The organism is Pseudomonas sp. 8(2025) (assembly GCF_052665325.1).
Map to the genome: position 1 here is coordinate 39,221 of NZ_JBQOIE010000012.1, position 13,571 is coordinate 52,791.

The 13,571-nt window shown below is 63.1% G+C and carries 18 protein-coding genes; 7 read left to right on the forward strand and 11 right to left on the reverse strand.

Annotated elements, in window-relative coordinates; all coding sequences use genetic code 11:
- Positions 1-27: 27 nt before the first annotated feature.
- Both ACUXVH_RS21740 and ACUXVH_RS21745 read right to left on the reverse strand, forming a co-directional pair.
- Positions 28-258, reverse strand: coding sequence for a DUF3079 domain-containing protein (locus tag ACUXVH_RS21740; RefSeq protein WP_015635378.1), 231 nt, complete (start codon positions 256-258; stop codon positions 28-30).
- Positions 259-329: 71 nt separating this feature from the next.
- Positions 330-782 carry an Lrp/AsnC family transcriptional regulator gene (locus tag ACUXVH_RS21745; protein WP_011060976.1) on the reverse strand — a complete coding sequence of 151 codons (453 nt, stop codon included), beginning with the start codon at positions 780-782 and terminating at the stop codon, positions 330-332.
- A gap of 242 nt (positions 783-1,024) precedes the next feature.
- Here ACUXVH_RS21745 and ACUXVH_RS21750 point away from each other — a divergent pair, with 242 nt between their 5' ends.
- The 5 genes from ACUXVH_RS21750 to ACUXVH_RS21770 all read left to right on the forward strand — a co-directional run bounded on the left by ACUXVH_RS21750 (position 1,025) and on the right by ACUXVH_RS21770 (position 4,224).
- A complete protein-coding gene (locus ACUXVH_RS21750; RefSeq protein WP_220224259.1) occupies positions 1,025-1,642 on the forward strand; it encodes a LysE family translocator in 618 nt (205 codons plus the stop codon).
- 9 nt (positions 1,643-1,651) lie between these two features.
- On the forward strand, positions 1,652-2,128 hold the full coding sequence (locus tag ACUXVH_RS21755; RefSeq protein ID WP_220224258.1) for a MaoC family dehydratase: 477 nt from the start codon (positions 1,652-1,654) through the stop codon (positions 2,126-2,128).
- A 254-nt stretch (positions 2,129-2,382) separates the two neighbouring features.
- Positions 2,383-2,784 carry a hypothetical protein gene (locus ACUXVH_RS21760; RefSeq protein ID WP_015635375.1) on the forward strand — a complete coding sequence of 134 codons (402 nt, stop codon included), beginning with the start codon at positions 2,383-2,385 and terminating at the stop codon, positions 2,782-2,784.
- Positions 2,785-2,879: 95 nt separating this feature from the next.
- A complete protein-coding gene (locus ACUXVH_RS21765) occupies positions 2,880-3,434 on the forward strand; it encodes a UPF0149 family protein (protein WP_065363862.1) in 555 nt (184 codons plus the stop codon).
- A 97-nt stretch (positions 3,435-3,531) separates the two neighbouring features.
- Entirely contained in the window at positions 3,532-4,224 is a 693-nt protein-coding gene (locus tag ACUXVH_RS21770; protein WP_225368753.1) for a hypothetical protein, read from the forward strand.
- 92 nt (positions 4,225-4,316) lie between these two features.
- Here ACUXVH_RS21770 and ACUXVH_RS21775 read toward each other — a convergent pair whose 3' ends face one another.
- The 9 genes from ACUXVH_RS21775 to ACUXVH_RS21815 all read right to left on the reverse strand — a co-directional run bounded on the left by ACUXVH_RS21775 (position 4,317) and on the right by ACUXVH_RS21815 (position 11,261).
- Complete coding sequence (locus tag ACUXVH_RS21775; protein WP_011060971.1) at positions 4,317-5,924, reverse strand: alpha/beta hydrolase; 1,608 nt, start codon at positions 5,922-5,924, stop codon at positions 4,317-4,319.
- A 474-nt stretch (positions 5,925-6,398) separates the two neighbouring features.
- Positions 6,399-6,986: a hypothetical protein gene (locus ACUXVH_RS21780; protein ID WP_445495902.1), complete on the reverse strand. Its 588-nt coding sequence runs from the start codon at positions 6,984-6,986 to the stop codon at positions 6,399-6,401.
- Positions 6,987-7,002: 16 nt separating this feature from the next.
- The gene (locus ACUXVH_RS21785) at positions 7,003-7,611 is read right to left on the reverse strand and encodes a hypothetical protein (RefSeq protein ID WP_041752195.1); all 609 of its coding nucleotides are present in this window, start codon (positions 7,609-7,611) and stop codon (positions 7,003-7,005) included.
- Between the two features lie 107 nt (positions 7,612-7,718).
- Positions 7,719-8,069 (reverse strand): hypothetical protein, encoded by a 351-nt coding sequence (locus tag ACUXVH_RS21790; protein ID WP_077933982.1) that lies wholly within the window; start codon positions 8,067-8,069, stop codon positions 7,719-7,721.
- A gap of 40 nt (positions 8,070-8,109) precedes the next feature.
- On the reverse strand, positions 8,110-8,403 hold the full coding sequence (locus ACUXVH_RS21795; RefSeq protein WP_011060967.1) for a hypothetical protein: 294 nt from the start codon (positions 8,401-8,403) through the stop codon (positions 8,110-8,112).
- 135 nt (positions 8,404-8,538) lie between these two features.
- Positions 8,539-9,015, reverse strand: coding sequence for a surface-adhesin E family protein (locus ACUXVH_RS21800; RefSeq protein ID WP_103291083.1), 477 nt, complete (start codon positions 9,013-9,015; stop codon positions 8,539-8,541).
- Entirely contained in the window at positions 9,012-9,659 is a 648-nt protein-coding gene (locus ACUXVH_RS21805; protein WP_445495905.1) for a hypothetical protein, read from the reverse strand. Before ACUXVH_RS21805 ends, ACUXVH_RS21800 begins: the two co-directional genes overlap by 4 nt.
- A gap of 115 nt (positions 9,660-9,774) precedes the next feature.
- Positions 9,775-10,560, reverse strand: coding sequence for a PhzF family phenazine biosynthesis protein (locus tag ACUXVH_RS21810; protein ID WP_065364713.1), 786 nt, complete (start codon positions 10,558-10,560; stop codon positions 9,775-9,777).
- A gap of 5 nt (positions 10,561-10,565) precedes the next feature.
- A complete protein-coding gene (locus ACUXVH_RS21815; RefSeq protein WP_011060962.1) occupies positions 10,566-11,261 on the reverse strand; it encodes a helix-turn-helix transcriptional regulator in 696 nt (231 codons plus the stop codon).
- Positions 11,262-11,443: 182 nt separating this feature from the next.
- Here ACUXVH_RS21815 and ACUXVH_RS21820 point away from each other — a divergent pair, with 182 nt between their 5' ends.
- Entirely contained in the window at positions 11,444-12,136 is a 693-nt protein-coding gene (locus ACUXVH_RS21820; RefSeq protein ID WP_210456787.1) for a response regulator transcription factor, read from the forward strand.
- Positions 12,136-13,473 (forward strand): HAMP domain-containing sensor histidine kinase, encoded by a 1,338-nt coding sequence (locus tag ACUXVH_RS21825; protein WP_011060960.1) that lies wholly within the window; start codon positions 12,136-12,138, stop codon positions 13,471-13,473. Before ACUXVH_RS21820 ends, ACUXVH_RS21825 begins: the two co-directional genes overlap by 1 nt.
- The last annotated feature ends 98 nt before the right edge of the window (positions 13,474-13,571 follow it).

The window sequence follows — 13,571 nt, forward strand, 5'->3', positions numbered from 1 at the left end:
AGACAATCAATAATATCCGGGTAATATTTAAACAGCGGCCGGCCCTCGCGACTGCCGCTGTGGGGCCGGCTCGCTGTCGACGGGCATCTCGATGCCCCAGTCGCCGTCCAGGTACCAGTCCTCCCCGAGCATTTCCGCCGGGTGCATGGTGCGATCGGAACCATTGCCGCAAGCCAGGGCATTGGCCGCGCAGTAGCGATCGCAGCCCCAGCAGATCCGCTCGGGGTGTTTGGGGCGCAGGGGAAAGGGCTTGGCCATGGCGGCTCCCGGAACCTGGATGAAGGAGCCTGCACCTTAGAACCTGCGGGGCCTTCGAGCCTTGATCCCGATCACAATGGCAGGGTGCGGTCCTGGATCACCTGCTTCATCACCAGGGTCGAGGTCAGGCGCTGGACGTTGGGCAAGGTCGACAGGCGTTCGTCATACAACCGCTGGAACGCCGGCAGGTCGCGGGTGATCACCTGCAGCAGGTAATCGGGTTCGCCAAACAGCCGCTGCGCCTCGACGATCTGGACAATGCCCTGCAAGGCAGTTTCGAAGGCCGCCACGGCCTGGTGATCGCCCTCGCGCAGGGTGACGAACACCATGGCCGAGAAATTCAGCCCCAGGGCGCTGGGCGCCAATTGTGCGCGATAGCCCAGGATCACCCCGGACTGCTCCAGCGCCCGTACCCGGCGATGGCAAGGGGACAGGCTAAGACCGACCCGCTCGGCCAGGTCGGTGACCGACAGGCGGCCGTCGGCTTGCAGCTCGGCAAGAATCTTCTGATCAATCCGATCCATTTGAATAATTCTCCCCATTCGAAGGTTTGCAGTTGGAATATTAGAGAAAAAATCCCCCTCGATCTTCACTATTCTTTCTTCACACCTTGAAGCCCCTGTTCACCGCAGCTGTGCGGCGGTCGAGCCCCTGATGACCGTGAGAAAGCCCCATGCCCTACCCCCTTGCCAAGCCGCACCCTGCGCTGCCTAGCGCGACTGCCTGCCCCGCCCACGCTACCTGCAGCCAGCCGAGGTAAGCCAACATGGAACCGAGCATGTTGGCCGCGTTCTGGGCAGTGTCGCTGCTGTTCGTGATCACCCCCGGCGCCGACTGGGCCTATGCCATCTCTGCCGGGCTCAACGGCCGGGTGGTGATTCCCGCGGTATCCGGGCTGCTGAGCGGGCACCTGCTGGCGACCCTGGTGGTGGCCGCCGGGGTCGGCGGGCTGGTGGCGCGTTACCCCCTGGCCCTTGCGGGCCTGACCGTGGCCGGTGCCGGCTACCTGCTGTGGCTGGGCGTCGGCCTGCTGCGCCACCCGTCCACGCCCCAGGCCGGCGCAGGCCAGGCCAATGCTTCCTGGGCGCGCTGGTCGTTCAAAGGCCTGTGTGTCAGCGGCCTCAATCCCAAGGTATTCCTGCTGTTCCTGGCCCTGCTGCCACAGTTCACCAGCCCCGCGGCCGCCTGGCCGGTGTCGCTGCAGATCCTCGCCCTGGGGCTGCTGCATGCCTTCAGTTGCGCGGTGATCTACCTGTTGGTGGGCTTCGGCTCGCGCACTGTTCTACAGGCGCGGCCGGTGGCGGCGCTATGGGTCAGTCGCCTGTCAGGCGGGTTGATGGTCCTGATTGCGCTAGTGTTGCTGGCGGAACAACTCCTGGCTTGAGGAAGACCCATGCACAGCTTCAGACAACGGGCGGCTCGCGGGCTGCAAAGCGGTGACAGCTTCAGCCTGTCGCGATGCTTCACTCCCCAAGACATCCAGCGCTTTGCCGAGATTTCCCGGGACTACAACCCGGTGCACTACCACCCGCCCTTCGCCGAGGCCCGAGGGTTTCGCGAACCGGTGGCCCATGGCCTGCTGACCGCCAGCCTGGTGACCGAGATCGGCGGGCAGATCGGCTGGCTGGCCTCGGCGATGAGCTTCCAGTTCCGCCGCCCGGTCTATGCGGGGGATACCGTGACCTGCCGCTGGCTGATCACCGAGGTGGATGCCCGGGGCCGGGCTACGGCGGTCATCACCCTGAGCAACGAAGATGGCGTGATCGTACTCGAAGGCGAAACCCGCGGCGTGCTTCCCAGCGAACAGGAACGGCAGTTACTGAGCCAGATGCTCGCCGAAGGCGACCCGGGCAACCCCTTGGCTCGGTAGGCCTCAAGCCCTGCGACGCACCCGAAGCCCCCTTCGCTGGCAAGCCAGCTCCTACACAAAGCCCCGCCACCACGCCATCTCGTAGGAGCCGGCTTGCCGGCGAAGAGGCCCTCAAGCCCTGCGACGCACCCGAAGACGCCTTCGCTGGCAAGCCAGCTCCTACACAAAGCCCCGCCACCACGCCATCTCGTTGGGGCTGGCCGGGCACAGAATTTTCTCTGACAGCGGCTACGGGATCGCTATGATGGATCACCATGAACCCCAGCCCCGCGATCCGCCAACCCTGTCCGCCCGGCGCCTGCATTTGCGAGCGCGAGCAGTTGCTGGACACCCCCGGAGCCGACCTGCGCATCCTCAATCTCACGCGCCAGGAGGAAAAGCGCCTGCTCGAACGCCTGGAAAACCTCAAGGACCTGGCGGACCTGGAACACATGCAGCGGCGGATGTACGAACAACTGGGCATCCGCGTCCAGATCAGCCCCAGTGACAATGTGGTCCGCAGCATGCGCGGCATCGCCATTTCCCTGGGCGAGTTGCCCGGCCTGTGCCGCAAGACCCGGCAATCGATCCCGGCCGCCATCCGCCGGGCCATGGAGCAGCGCCCGGAAATCGCCTACCGCCTGCTGGACTCCCAGGACCTGTTGCGCGGCACCTGAGGGCCGCGCACTCAAGCGCCGCCCATACCGTTCAAGGCTTGCAGCCCGGGGCCTGAACCCGGAAACTTGCCGCTGCTTTTTCCAGGACTTCTCTCATGCAAAACACCCCATTGAACGCCGCCGACTTCGAAACCCTCGAAGACACCCTGCTCAAGTACGGCGACGACCACTCGGTACTCAACCCCTGCGAGCTGGACGGTTATTTCACCGCGCTGGTGTCGGGCCCGACCCAGGTGGATATCGCCGAATGGTTCCCGGCGATCTGGGGCGGCGAGAACCCCAATTGGGAAACCCCGCAAGAGTGCCGGCAGTTCATCGACCTGTGCGTGCGCCACATCAACACCCTGGCCGAACAACTGGCCAGTGATGCCCAGGGTTTCCATGCACGTTTCGAAACCACCGAACACCAGGGCCAGGACCTGTTGCTGGCCGAAGAATGGTGCTTTGGCTACCTGCGTGGGGTGGCCGTGGGCAACTGGCCGCAGATGCCGGCACCACAGACCGGCCTGTTGCAGACGATCATCGACTGTGCCGAACAGGACAACTTCGAACTGCCGGCCGACCTGGATCTGGAGCAGCATCGCCAGCAGGTAGCGGCCATCGAACCGGCGGCGCGGGCGCTGCATGCCTATTGGACGGCGCAGCGCTGAGGCTGACGCCAGCAGAAGCACCGCGGGGGCCCTAAGGGGCAAAAAAAGGCAGATTTCCCGCTCGGGGAAGTCTGCCAGCCAAGGACGGATAATGCCCATGTTCAAATGCATCAAGAGACTTTTCAGCCGGAATGCACCAGCGCAGCCGCAGCCGCAGGACATTCCCGCACCCGCCGCCCCTCCGACATTGGAGGAATATCTGTCCGGCTTGCCAACTTGCGATCATGAGCCCGACGAGGACTTCTACTACCGAACAGAAGCGGCTGACCAATGGACGCGATACTTCTCAAGCGAATTCACCATACCCTGCCGCAACCAGGGAGGAGGTCATTCCCAAGACCTGACGATGAACGAAGCGCTGAAAAATTACGCAGCCGTCCATGGTCTGGTGTACGTGTTCTACTACTACAGCCCATTCCCCTATGCACAAACGAAGATTGCCTCGCACCATAAGGAGTGCATTGAGGCTGCCTCAGGGCTGATCTCGCCTTACAAACATTGGATGCTCCTGTGCTTTCTGGCTCGCTATAAAAAAGACACCGCGGCGTTGACAGGGCGAACAAGCTTTGCCGATGGGACCCAAAACGATCAAGAGTGTCGATACATCATTTGCGATCCCCCCTGCCTGACCATTCCACGACAGGACATCCAACTTCACTTGAATGGTCATTGGTACTCATTGCCGGCCATCACCGATTTAACTCTAGGCCAGCTCATGGTGACTTGGCGCGATGATGCAACCTTCTGCGCTTCACGAGCCGCTTCACTACTCCTGGCCGTGAAAGTCTGATCAAAGGTCCATTCCCGTTTTAAGCAGGCATGGTGTGCGCCATGCCTGCAAAGCTGGGTGCGCTTCAACAGGGTAGTAGTAAGGCCCTCAGATCATTGGGTAGGCGCATATTCCTCAATCAGTTTCCACAGCAAACGGCCCATCGGTAGGCGGTAGATATCGCTGTGGGCCCCTCCTCCGGATCCCGGCGAGTTGAATTCGGTAATACCGTTAGAAGCGTCGATATAGGCCACTTTTCTGTCCGGGCCGGTGCTCTTGAACGGCTCGGCGCAGCCTTGCTGACCGTGCTTGCAGACTTCGAACCGACCTCCTGGAACTGCGGATGTGTCAGAAGCCGTCATGCACTCGAATATGCGCTGGTACTGGGGGTCGGTCGTATCGCAGGCCTTGTGGTATGAGCCGATCGATCCGGCAGGATCGGTCCAGACGATAAAGGGGGCGCCGGTCGCCGAATCGTTGGTGGCTGCAGTCAGCACCACCTTGGTCTTTTGAAGATGCCCGTAGTCCCGATAGGGAGCGCCTTCACGTCCGAGGTCCGGGGCAAAACGGTTGATGCTCATCGCCCCTTGCAAGCCAACGGCCAGATCAACCGGGCTGGTGACCATCGGCTGATCGGGGAACTGACTGCCAAGAGGCACCAGGGCCGGTGAACTGAACACCGCGCGAGTCATGGCGCGCGCCCCGAAACTGTGGCCTAGCGCAACAACCCTGGCCTTGCTGCCAGAGGCCGCCAGGCTGCGCGGAATGGTTTCGTTGAGCATCTTGTTCAGCCAGGACAAGCCTACTTCGTCCGCATCATTGGCCTTATTTGAATAGCTGAATACGTTGCCGAAGGAGTTGGACCAATAAGACGGCCAGGTCACGCCAATGACCAAGGGGCGGAAGTGACCAGTCACCTGATCATCGACCAGCGGTTTGATTGCCAGCGTCCTGTCGATCGGACTTTCTTGCTGTCCCTTGGCCGCTTCCAAAGAAGCGGCCATCAAGTTACCAGCCAAGTCATTGAAATTTCGTATTGCTTCTTGTTGGGCAGTGTTCCAGCCCATGACAATCACCAGAACATGGGTGTAACTACCTTGCCGAAGGTCCTGGGTCAAATTATTTTCCAGCGATAGCAGCGCATACTTTCCATAATCGTAAAACTGATAGGCATGGGCATCCACCTTGTCTAGGTTGGTGGATATTGAGCAGGCATGCCAGTCACTTATTTTCGCCAGATCATAGTTCTTTTTGACGAGTGATAATTGCTTTGCCGCGTAAGCGTTATATACAAAGCAATGATTCTTTGAAAGATAAGGATCACTTGCCCCGGCGGTGTCCTTTGCTATCGAGTTTTTTATGATGTGCGAAATGAACATCGCCTTAGAGTCACTTTCCTGAAATCTCCTGATCTGACTTGGTGTTCCCCAGCGGCTTGGTTCTTCCGCGCTGATGTATTGGCCGCTCCGTACGAAGCTGACCTGGGGATAAGCCTTGGGGCCGCCGACGATGGCCTGTGGGCTTTTTTCAATGGCCACGACATACCCTGGGTAATGCAAGGCGGTTCCGGATGGAAAATACAGGCTGGAATGGAAGTTTTTTGCATTGGTGCTATCCAGTTGCAATGCCGACTCATAAGGCTCCATGACCGACCCGGGTCCGGAACAACCAGCAACTCCTACTCCCAAGGCAATCAGGCTTAACCATTTGAGACGCATCATAACTAACTCCCTGGATCACTCCTGACCCTTATACTGACCTTCGCGCCGTAGACACATTAGTTAGAGGCAACGTGGACATCTTGCCTAGTCACAACACCACTATAGTCAGCAAGCGGCATTCAGCCAGCATCTCGATATATAAATATTAAGACTTACCTCTAAAGCCTTTTCCACATGAGATCAACTTTACTTCAACACTCCGACCTGCCCTCACTCGCTAGCACAAATCAAATTTAAATCCAGCCACTACTTGAAAAAACCTATTCGATAGCGAACTTATAGTTAGGCGGCAATCAACTTTTACTTAATAAACACAAAAATAATCAATTACTACAAGATCAACTACGCCGGGCTCTGGCCAGTGCAGTGGCATGAGAATATTGGTTCCGCTGCTGGCCCGGCCCATGAGAAACGCCGCTGGCCCTACCCGGGCCAGCGGCGTTTTCATGCCTGCCATCAGGTGCTGCGCGGGGGTTACAGCAACTGGCGTTGCACCGCTTCATCCAGGGTGCTGCGGGCCAGTTGCTGGACCACGTCGCGGGTATCCGCCTGGAAAGGAATCGCCACGATCAGCAGCAGTTGCATCCAGGTACGCACCGACTCGCTCTTGCGAATCCGCCCCAGTTCCTTGCCGTCCTTGTCCTTGAACACCGTCTCCAGGGTGAAGGTGTTCTTCGCCGTGGACGGGATGATGAAGAAGGTGGCGCCGGTGATGATGGCCGAGGCCATGCTGAACTGTTCGTTGTTGTACAGGGTGGCTTCGGCGTACAGGTCCGACTCGACCTTGTCGGTGCTGACCCGGGCAAAGCGCCCGGACTGGCGGTAGGTATCGGCCACCGCCGCTTCCCAGGCGGCGGCTGGGGCGCCGGCGGCAGCATTGGCCGGGCCGCCATTGACCTGGTTCATCGCGGTGGTGCGCACGAAGGCCGTGGGTTTGTGTTGCTCCGCCTGGGCGGTGGGTGGCCAGGCCGTGACCGGTGTCAGTTCGTGTTGCGAATAGGACACGCAGCCGCTCAGCAGTACCGCGGCCAGCACCAGTAGGTGCTTGATGGAACCGAACATGTGACGCTCCTTGATCCTAGTGCGCCAACCGGGCGGTGGCGTTGTCGAGCAATTTGGCAACCAGCTCGTTGAGCTGCTTGGCGCCCTGGGTCGGAGCCCAGTATTCGCGCCCGTAGAGACCGACATTGCGCTCGAACTTGAGCTGCTCCCTGGCGCTGGCCAGTTCCTTGCCGTCGCGATCGACGATCGACAGATCACCGGCCAGGTCGAAGCTGTCGACGTAGATCGGGCCATTGACCCAGATCCACAGCGTCAGGGTCAGCAGGGCCCCCGGCACATAGCCCGGGTGCGGCCCGCGATGGCCCTTGAGGGAGGTCATGTTGAACTTCAGCACCACGTCGTTTTCCCCCAGGCGGGTAGGAAATTCGCTGAGTTGCTGGAAGTAGCCGGCGCTCTTGACGTAGGGCGTCAGCTGGGCGGTCAGGGAGCGGCTGATGGCGGTGCGGGTGGCTTCGTCGATACCGGCGGCGGAAACCTGCACATCGGCGATTTGCGCGGTGCGCGGGCTGCTGGCAGGCGCGGGATGCAGCGGTGCGCCCAAGGGGCCGGTGACGTTGTAGGACACACAGCCGGTCAGCGCCAGGGTGGCGACAAGGGCGGTGGCCCTGAGGAGGGTTCTGAACACGAAATATCCTTATTGAGGGACGGACAGCACCAACGTCTCGACCCCGGCGCCCAGAACTTTAGGAAAACCTCGCATTCGGTTGGGCGCTACAGGCCCGCTCCCGGGCCTTATTGATAGTCCTCTTCATAGGCCTGGAGCAGATTGAACAAGTGCTCCTGGGGCATCGCGCAGTCCTCCAGCGCTTCGGGCGCAACGCCGTTCCACTCCTCATCGGGGTCGCTTTCGACAATTAGCAGCGGCACCTGGGCGTTGTTGCAGAAGGCGAGGATGTCGCGCAGTTCCTGCTCACGTTCCACATGGTCGTTGTGAAACAGCTTGGCGCTGTAGAAGAAACCCTCGGCGCCACGGCGCAGATAGCCCTGGGCAATACGCAGGGACAGGCCCAGGCGCTGATGGAGAAACTTGACCAGCGCCAGGTCAGTGCTGGGAGTCGCGGCGGCGATGCTTATTCTGGACATGGCAGGTTCCTGGATAAATCGGCGGGCAGCCTTCGCGCTGCTACTCGGGCCGCCACAGTTCGAGCCCCTCCACATGGCGCTCGATGTCGTCCATGTCGTCCTCCCCCAGGGTACGGTCGAAGGGTTCGCTGAGAATCCTGCGCACCTGGGCCAGGCGCTGGGTGACCTGCTGGTTATCGATGAAATCGGTGGTGGCGCGCTGGTAGTCGGCCACGGGTTTATCCATGTAGTAGGCGCCCATCTTGTGCAACGAGATCAAGACGAACTCCAGCTCCGCCAGGGCCTGCAGCGCCTGCTCGCCAGAGAGGGTGATGGTGCGGTTGCTTTCCAGCATCGAAACTTCCTTGGTGCTCAACAGTTGGACAGAACGCCGCCTGGGCGGCGTGCGGCGCGCGCTTCAATCAGGCAGGCCACCGCCCATGCTGATCATGGCCTGGCCGGGCTGAACAACAGGCCCGGCTGACACCGCTCACCGACTCGGTGCCGGAGCCAGCTTGAGCCGGGTCGGATCGACCGCGCAGGCCATGTTGCGCAGCTCCCCGATCAACGATTGACGGGGAAAGGCGGCCCATTGCGCAAGATCGTCCTTGCGCATGACCTCCACGCCCTGGGCGAAGGGCTCGGAGAAGTACACCCGGCCGAACTGCGCCGACTCATCCTTCTCGCAGTTGATCACCCGGGTCGCGCGGGAGCTGTAGATCGGCGGCTTGCCACCGCCCAGCGCAGCAGGCTTGGCGTAGTTGTTGACCAGATAGAACTGCCGCAGGTTCGGGTTGTTCTGGTAGAGGGCCAGCGAGTTGGCGGCAAAGTAGGTGGCCAGTTCCGGGCTTTCCAGCACCTTGAACATGCCGTCCGGACGCTGCGGCGCCGGGGCCTCCCCGGGGGTACCCGAATGCGCGCAACCGGCGAGCAAAAGCGCCGCGCTCAAGCTCAACAGCTTGTTCATCGGCCCGCTCCCTGGGCCAGGTCCGGCCGCTCCTGCTCCAGCAATGGCTGATCGACAGTGCCCTGCAGCGAGCAGAGCAAACGGGTCTTGCCGTCTTCCTGGCTGAGCATGAGGATCTTTTCCGCGGAGCCCGGCGCCGGGGCGATGCCCGAAGCGGCGGCCGGGTTGTCCTGCCAGGGGGCCGCGGCGTTGAGTTTGATCTGCGGCCGGGAGACGAAGTATTCGCCAGTCTCCTGCCAACCGGCCTGGGGCAGCGCGGCCATGACGGCCTCGCGGCTGGCATCGATTTCAAAGCCCCAGAAGTGAAAGGTGCCCTGCTCGCCCAGGTCGAACTGGCGGTCGTAGTAGGCGCTCAGGGGCAGGCCCTGATCCAGCAGCGGCCGGGAAAACGCCATCAGCGCGGTGGCGCTGTCGCGGCGCTCCGCCACCGGAATCCAGGCGATGCCCTGGCGCTGATTCTCCGCCAGTTTCACCACCTGCCCGAGCTCGGCGCGCTGCTGATACAGGGCCTTGAAAAAGCTCGGCTGGCACTCCAGCAGGCTCTGGCTGAGGCTCGCTGCCTGGACAGCGCCGGCACTCAAGCCCAGGAGCAAGGCCAACAGCGGTGAGGTGGAAAGGCGGGGCAAGGTGCGCGTCCGTTGCATGGTCTGGAGCATCCTGAGCAGGCGAAAAAAACGCGACTCTACTCCCGCCGGCACCGCCGAGACAAATCCGCCTGCAGGCACCAGGCCTGCATGGCAGAGCGGCGCCGCAGCCGGTTCAGAGGAAAATACTGCCCTTGAGGTACAAGGCGCCGTAGCCGCTGATGATCACCCGCCCGTTGTCCAGCACCTGGCACTGCAACTGGCCCTTGCGCGCCCCGCCCTGTTGCGCCCGCAACTGGCGCTTGCCCAGGCGCGCGGCCCAGTAAGGCGCCAGGGAGGTATGGGCGGAACCGGTGACCGGGTCTTCATTGACCCCGACCCGCGGGCCGAACCAGCGCGAGACGAAATCGAATGCCCGGGACGGCGCCGTCACGGCGATGCCGCGCACATCGAAGGCGGCCAGTGCGGCGAAATCGGGCTTGAGCGCCTCCACCAGAGATTCGTCGTCCACCACCAGCAGGTAATCGTCGGTGCGGTACAGGGCCTCGGCCGCCGGCAACCCCAGGGCTTGCAGCAGGGCCGGAGCAATCGCCACGGCTTCGGGCTGCTTGGCGGGAAAGTCCATGGACAGCAGGCCGCCCTCGCGGCTCACCCGCAACTCGCCGCTGCGGGTGGCAAAGCGCAGCACGTCGCGGCGCTCGCCCAACTGCTCGAACAGCACCCAGGCCGCCGCCAGGGTGGCGTGCCCGCACAGGTCGACCTCCACCGTGGGGGTGAACCAGCGCAGTTCGAAGACTTCGCCCCGGGGCACGAAATAGGCGGTTTCCGACAGGTTGTTCTCCAGGGCGATGCGCTGCAGGACCTCGTCCGGCAACCAGGCATCCAGGGGGCACACCGCCGCCGGGTTGCCACCGAAGACGTGGGAGGTAAAGGCATCCACTTGAAAGATATCGAGCTGCATCGCGGTCATTCCTCGGCGCCTTGGGCGCGGATCTGTTCCAGGTAGTTGTAGATGGTGTAGCGGGTCACCCCCAGGGCCGCGGCGGCCTTTTCGATCCCGCCCTTGACGATGAACACCCCGCGCTCCTGCATCTGGCGCACGGCGTCGAGCTTGTGTTGCTTGCTCATGCGCGCCCCGTTTCCCGGGCAGGCGCCCTGGATGATCTGGGCCAGCAACTGTTCCATGTCGGGGGCTTCGTCGCGGCGCGGCGCAGGCGCGCTGCCCAGGCCCAGCAACTGCCCGAGGCAGGCATGAGCGGCGGCGATACCGCTCAGGTCGCTGTTGCTGCACAGGCTGGCGAAGGGCTGCCCGCTGCTGTCGCGAAAGATCACCGTGGAACTGCGCAGCTCGCGGCCGTCGGGGGCCAGGGTCGGGTAGTTCTCCAGCACCAGCGGGGTCGCCGCGGAGCGGTCTTGCAGGGCACGTCGCACCGCGGCAAAACCCAGGTCCTGGCGCGGCCCGACCAGCACCGGGTCGCCTACCCGGCGCCCGGTGACATGACCATTGGCGATGGCGACGATCGAGCACTCGGGACGGTCAAGGTCATGCAGGACAATCTCCACGTGCCGGCCGACCACGCTGCCCAGCATCTGCAAAGTGCTGTGCAGCACCTGCAGCACCAGCTGACGTTCGGCAAGCAGGGAAGCGCAAGATCGGTTCATGGGTGACTACCAAGGTGAACGGCCAGGAAAAATATCAACACTTTGTTGAATATTCAACTTCTTGTTCGATTGATCCCGGTCATGCCCGCCCATCATGGCAATTGCATAGCCAAGGGCATTGCTGCAATATTCGCAAATGTAAAACGTTCTCATTAAATATCCCCATTCAAGTGCTCTGCCCCATGACCCCCAACCTGCTTCTCGTGGAAGACGACGCCCGACTGCGCGACGACCTGGACCTGCATTTCCGCCAGCGCGGCTTTACCGTCACCACCTGCACCGACGGCCGCCAGGGGCTGGCCGCAGTGCGCGCCGGCCACTTCGACCTGGTGTTGCTGGACATCATGCTGCCGGGCATGGACGGCCTGGCCCTGCTGGAAACCCTGCGCCAGGAACAGGGCACGCCGGTGATGCTGATGTCGGCCCTGGGCGCCGAGCAGGACCGGATCACCGGCTTTACCCGAGGCGCCGACGACTACCTGCCCAAGCCCTTCAGCCTGGCCGAACTGGACGCCCGCGCCGACGCCCTGCTGCGGCGCATGGCCCGGGTACAACAGCTGCAGGCCACGCGCCAGGACCCGATCCTCAGCTTCGACGACCAGGCCCAGGACGTACTGCACCAGGGCCGCGCAGCGGGCCTGACCGGCTCGGAATACCGGCTGCTGGTGACCCTGCGCGAGCACCCCGGGGAAACCCTGAGCAAGCCGTTTCTCTATCAGCACGTGCTGCACCGCATCTACACGAGGCTCGATCGCGGCCTGGATGTACACGTGTGCAACCTGCGGCGCAAACTCGCCGACCTTGGGGTGCAGCACCTGCAGATCCAGGCGGTGCGCGGCGCGGGCTACATCCTGGTGGAAGCGGAACGCCACTGATGCGCCGTCACCCCCTGCTGTGGAAACTGGCGCTGTTGCAGATCGGCTTCTGCCTGCTGCTGACCTGGATCATCTGGACCTGGGGCCTGTCGGCCGAGCGCAGCACCTATTTTCTCGACCCCGCCGACCGCCAGTACCTGGCCAGCTACGCCCAGCAGGCCGAGCACGCCTGGCGCCAGGGCGGCGTGGCCGCGGTCGATGAGTTCCAGCGACAACTGGCAACCCGGGAAGACACCTGGGTCGCGGTGATCGGCGATCGCCTGCAGAGCCTGGGCAGCACGCCGCTGACCGCCGAGGAAGCCAGCCACCTGACCTTCATGCGCAAGCTCGACTGGCCCATGAGCCGGCGCCTGCAGGACGAGTTGCCCTACGTCAGCATCGAATTCCCCGAGCACCCGGAGCAAGGCCGGCTGGTGCTGCAACTGCCCGAGCGCCTGCTGCCCAGCGGCCTGACGCCCTGGACCCACGTGCTCAGCCATGGCGTGGTGCCGACCCTGCTGGCCGCCCTGCTCGGCCTGTTGCTCTACCGCCACCTGGTGCTGCCGTTGAACCGCCTGCGCGACCGCGCCGATGCCTTGCGCGCCGACGACCTGGAAAGCCAGGGGCTGGGCACGCCCCTGGTGAACCGCCACGACGAACTGGGGGAACTGGCCCTGGCCTTCGAGCACATGGCCGAGCGCCTGCGCCAGAGCCTGGCCCAGCAGCGCCTGCTGCTGCGCACGCTGTCCCATGAGCTGCGCACGCCCCTGGCGCGGTTGCGCATCGCCCATGACAGCCGGTTGCCGCCGGAGCAGTTGCGCCAGCGCCTGGACCGGGAAATCGCCGACATGCAGCGCCTGCTGGAAGACACCCTGGACCTGGCCTGGCTCGACACCGAGCGCCCGCAACTGCCTACCGAAGCGGTGCAGGTGCTGTCGATCTGGGAAGCCCTGCGCCAGGACGCCTGCTTCGAAAGCGCCTGGGACGCCGAGCGCCTGCCCTGCCTGCTGGACGCCGAGTGCCGGGTCCAGGTGCACCTGGACAGCATCGCCCAGGCCCTGGAGAACCTGCTGCGCAACGCCATCCGCTACTCCCCCGCCGGCGGCCGGGTGAGCCTGCGCGGCTGGCGCGAAGGCGGCTATTGGCACCTGTGCCTGGAAGACCAGGGACCAGGGGTCGCCGAACAGGACCTGCAACGCATCTTCCAGCCCTACCAGCGCCTGGACTCGGCCCAGGGCGACGGCTTCGGCCTGGGCCTGGCCATCGCCCGGCGCGCCGTGGAGCTGCACCAGGGGCGGATCTGGGCCAGCAACGGCCACCCCGGGCTGTGCATGCACCTGCTGCTGCCCGCCGCCTAGGCCCGGCACAAGCGCGCCCGGCTCCCTGACAGAACCTCGTACCGACCTGGAAGTGTTTAGAAAGTTAATGCGCTTTACTCGCAAATAGCAGTCATTAT

Coding starts and splice junctions, on each gene's coding strand:
- ACUXVH_RS21740 (WP_015635378.1), bottom strand. CDS start 258: ATGGCCAAGCCCTTTCCCCTGCGCCCCAAACACCCCGAGCGGATCTGC.
- ACUXVH_RS21745 (WP_011060976.1), bottom strand. CDS start 782: ATGGATCGGATTGATCAGAAGATTCTTGCCGAGCTGCAAGCCGACGGC.
- ACUXVH_RS21750 (WP_220224259.1), top strand. CDS start 1,025: ATGGAACCGAGCATGTTGGCCGCGTTCTGGGCAGTGTCGCTGCTGTTC.
- ACUXVH_RS21755 (WP_220224258.1), top strand. CDS start 1,652: ATGCACAGCTTCAGACAACGGGCGGCTCGCGGGCTGCAAAGCGGTGAC.
- ACUXVH_RS21760 (WP_015635375.1), top strand. CDS start 2,383: ATGAACCCCAGCCCCGCGATCCGCCAACCCTGTCCGCCCGGCGCCTGC.
- ACUXVH_RS21765 (WP_065363862.1), top strand. CDS start 2,880: ATGCAAAACACCCCATTGAACGCCGCCGACTTCGAAACCCTCGAAGAC.
- ACUXVH_RS21770 (WP_225368753.1), top strand. CDS start 3,532: ATGTTCAAATGCATCAAGAGACTTTTCAGCCGGAATGCACCAGCGCAG.
- ACUXVH_RS21775 (WP_011060971.1), bottom strand. CDS start 5,924: ATGATGCGTCTCAAATGGTTAAGCCTGATTGCCTTGGGAGTAGGAGTT.
- ACUXVH_RS21780 (WP_445495902.1), bottom strand. CDS start 6,986: ATGTTCGGTTCCATCAAGCACCTACTGGTGCTGGCCGCGGTACTGCTG.
- ACUXVH_RS21790 (WP_077933982.1), bottom strand. CDS start 8,069: ATGTCCAGAATAAGCATCGCCGCCGCGACTCCCAGCACTGACCTGGCG.
- ACUXVH_RS21795 (WP_011060967.1), bottom strand. CDS start 8,403: ATGCTGGAAAGCAACCGCACCATCACCCTCTCTGGCGAGCAGGCGCTG.
- ACUXVH_RS21800 (WP_103291083.1), bottom strand. CDS start 9,015: ATGAACAAGCTGTTGAGCTTGAGCGCGGCGCTTTTGCTCGCCGGTTGC.
- ACUXVH_RS21805 (WP_445495905.1), bottom strand. CDS start 9,659: ATGCAACGGACGCGCACCTTGCCCCGCCTTTCCACCTCACCGCTGTTG.
- ACUXVH_RS21810 (WP_065364713.1), bottom strand. CDS start 10,560: ATGCAGCTCGATATCTTTCAAGTGGATGCCTTTACCTCCCACGTCTTC.
- ACUXVH_RS21815 (WP_011060962.1), bottom strand. CDS start 11,261: ATGAACCGATCTTGCGCTTCCCTGCTTGCCGAACGTCAGCTGGTGCTG.
- ACUXVH_RS21820 (WP_210456787.1), top strand. CDS start 11,444: ATGACCCCCAACCTGCTTCTCGTGGAAGACGACGCCCGACTGCGCGAC.
- ACUXVH_RS21825 (WP_011060960.1), top strand. CDS start 12,136: ATGCGCCGTCACCCCCTGCTGTGGAAACTGGCGCTGTTGCAGATCGGC.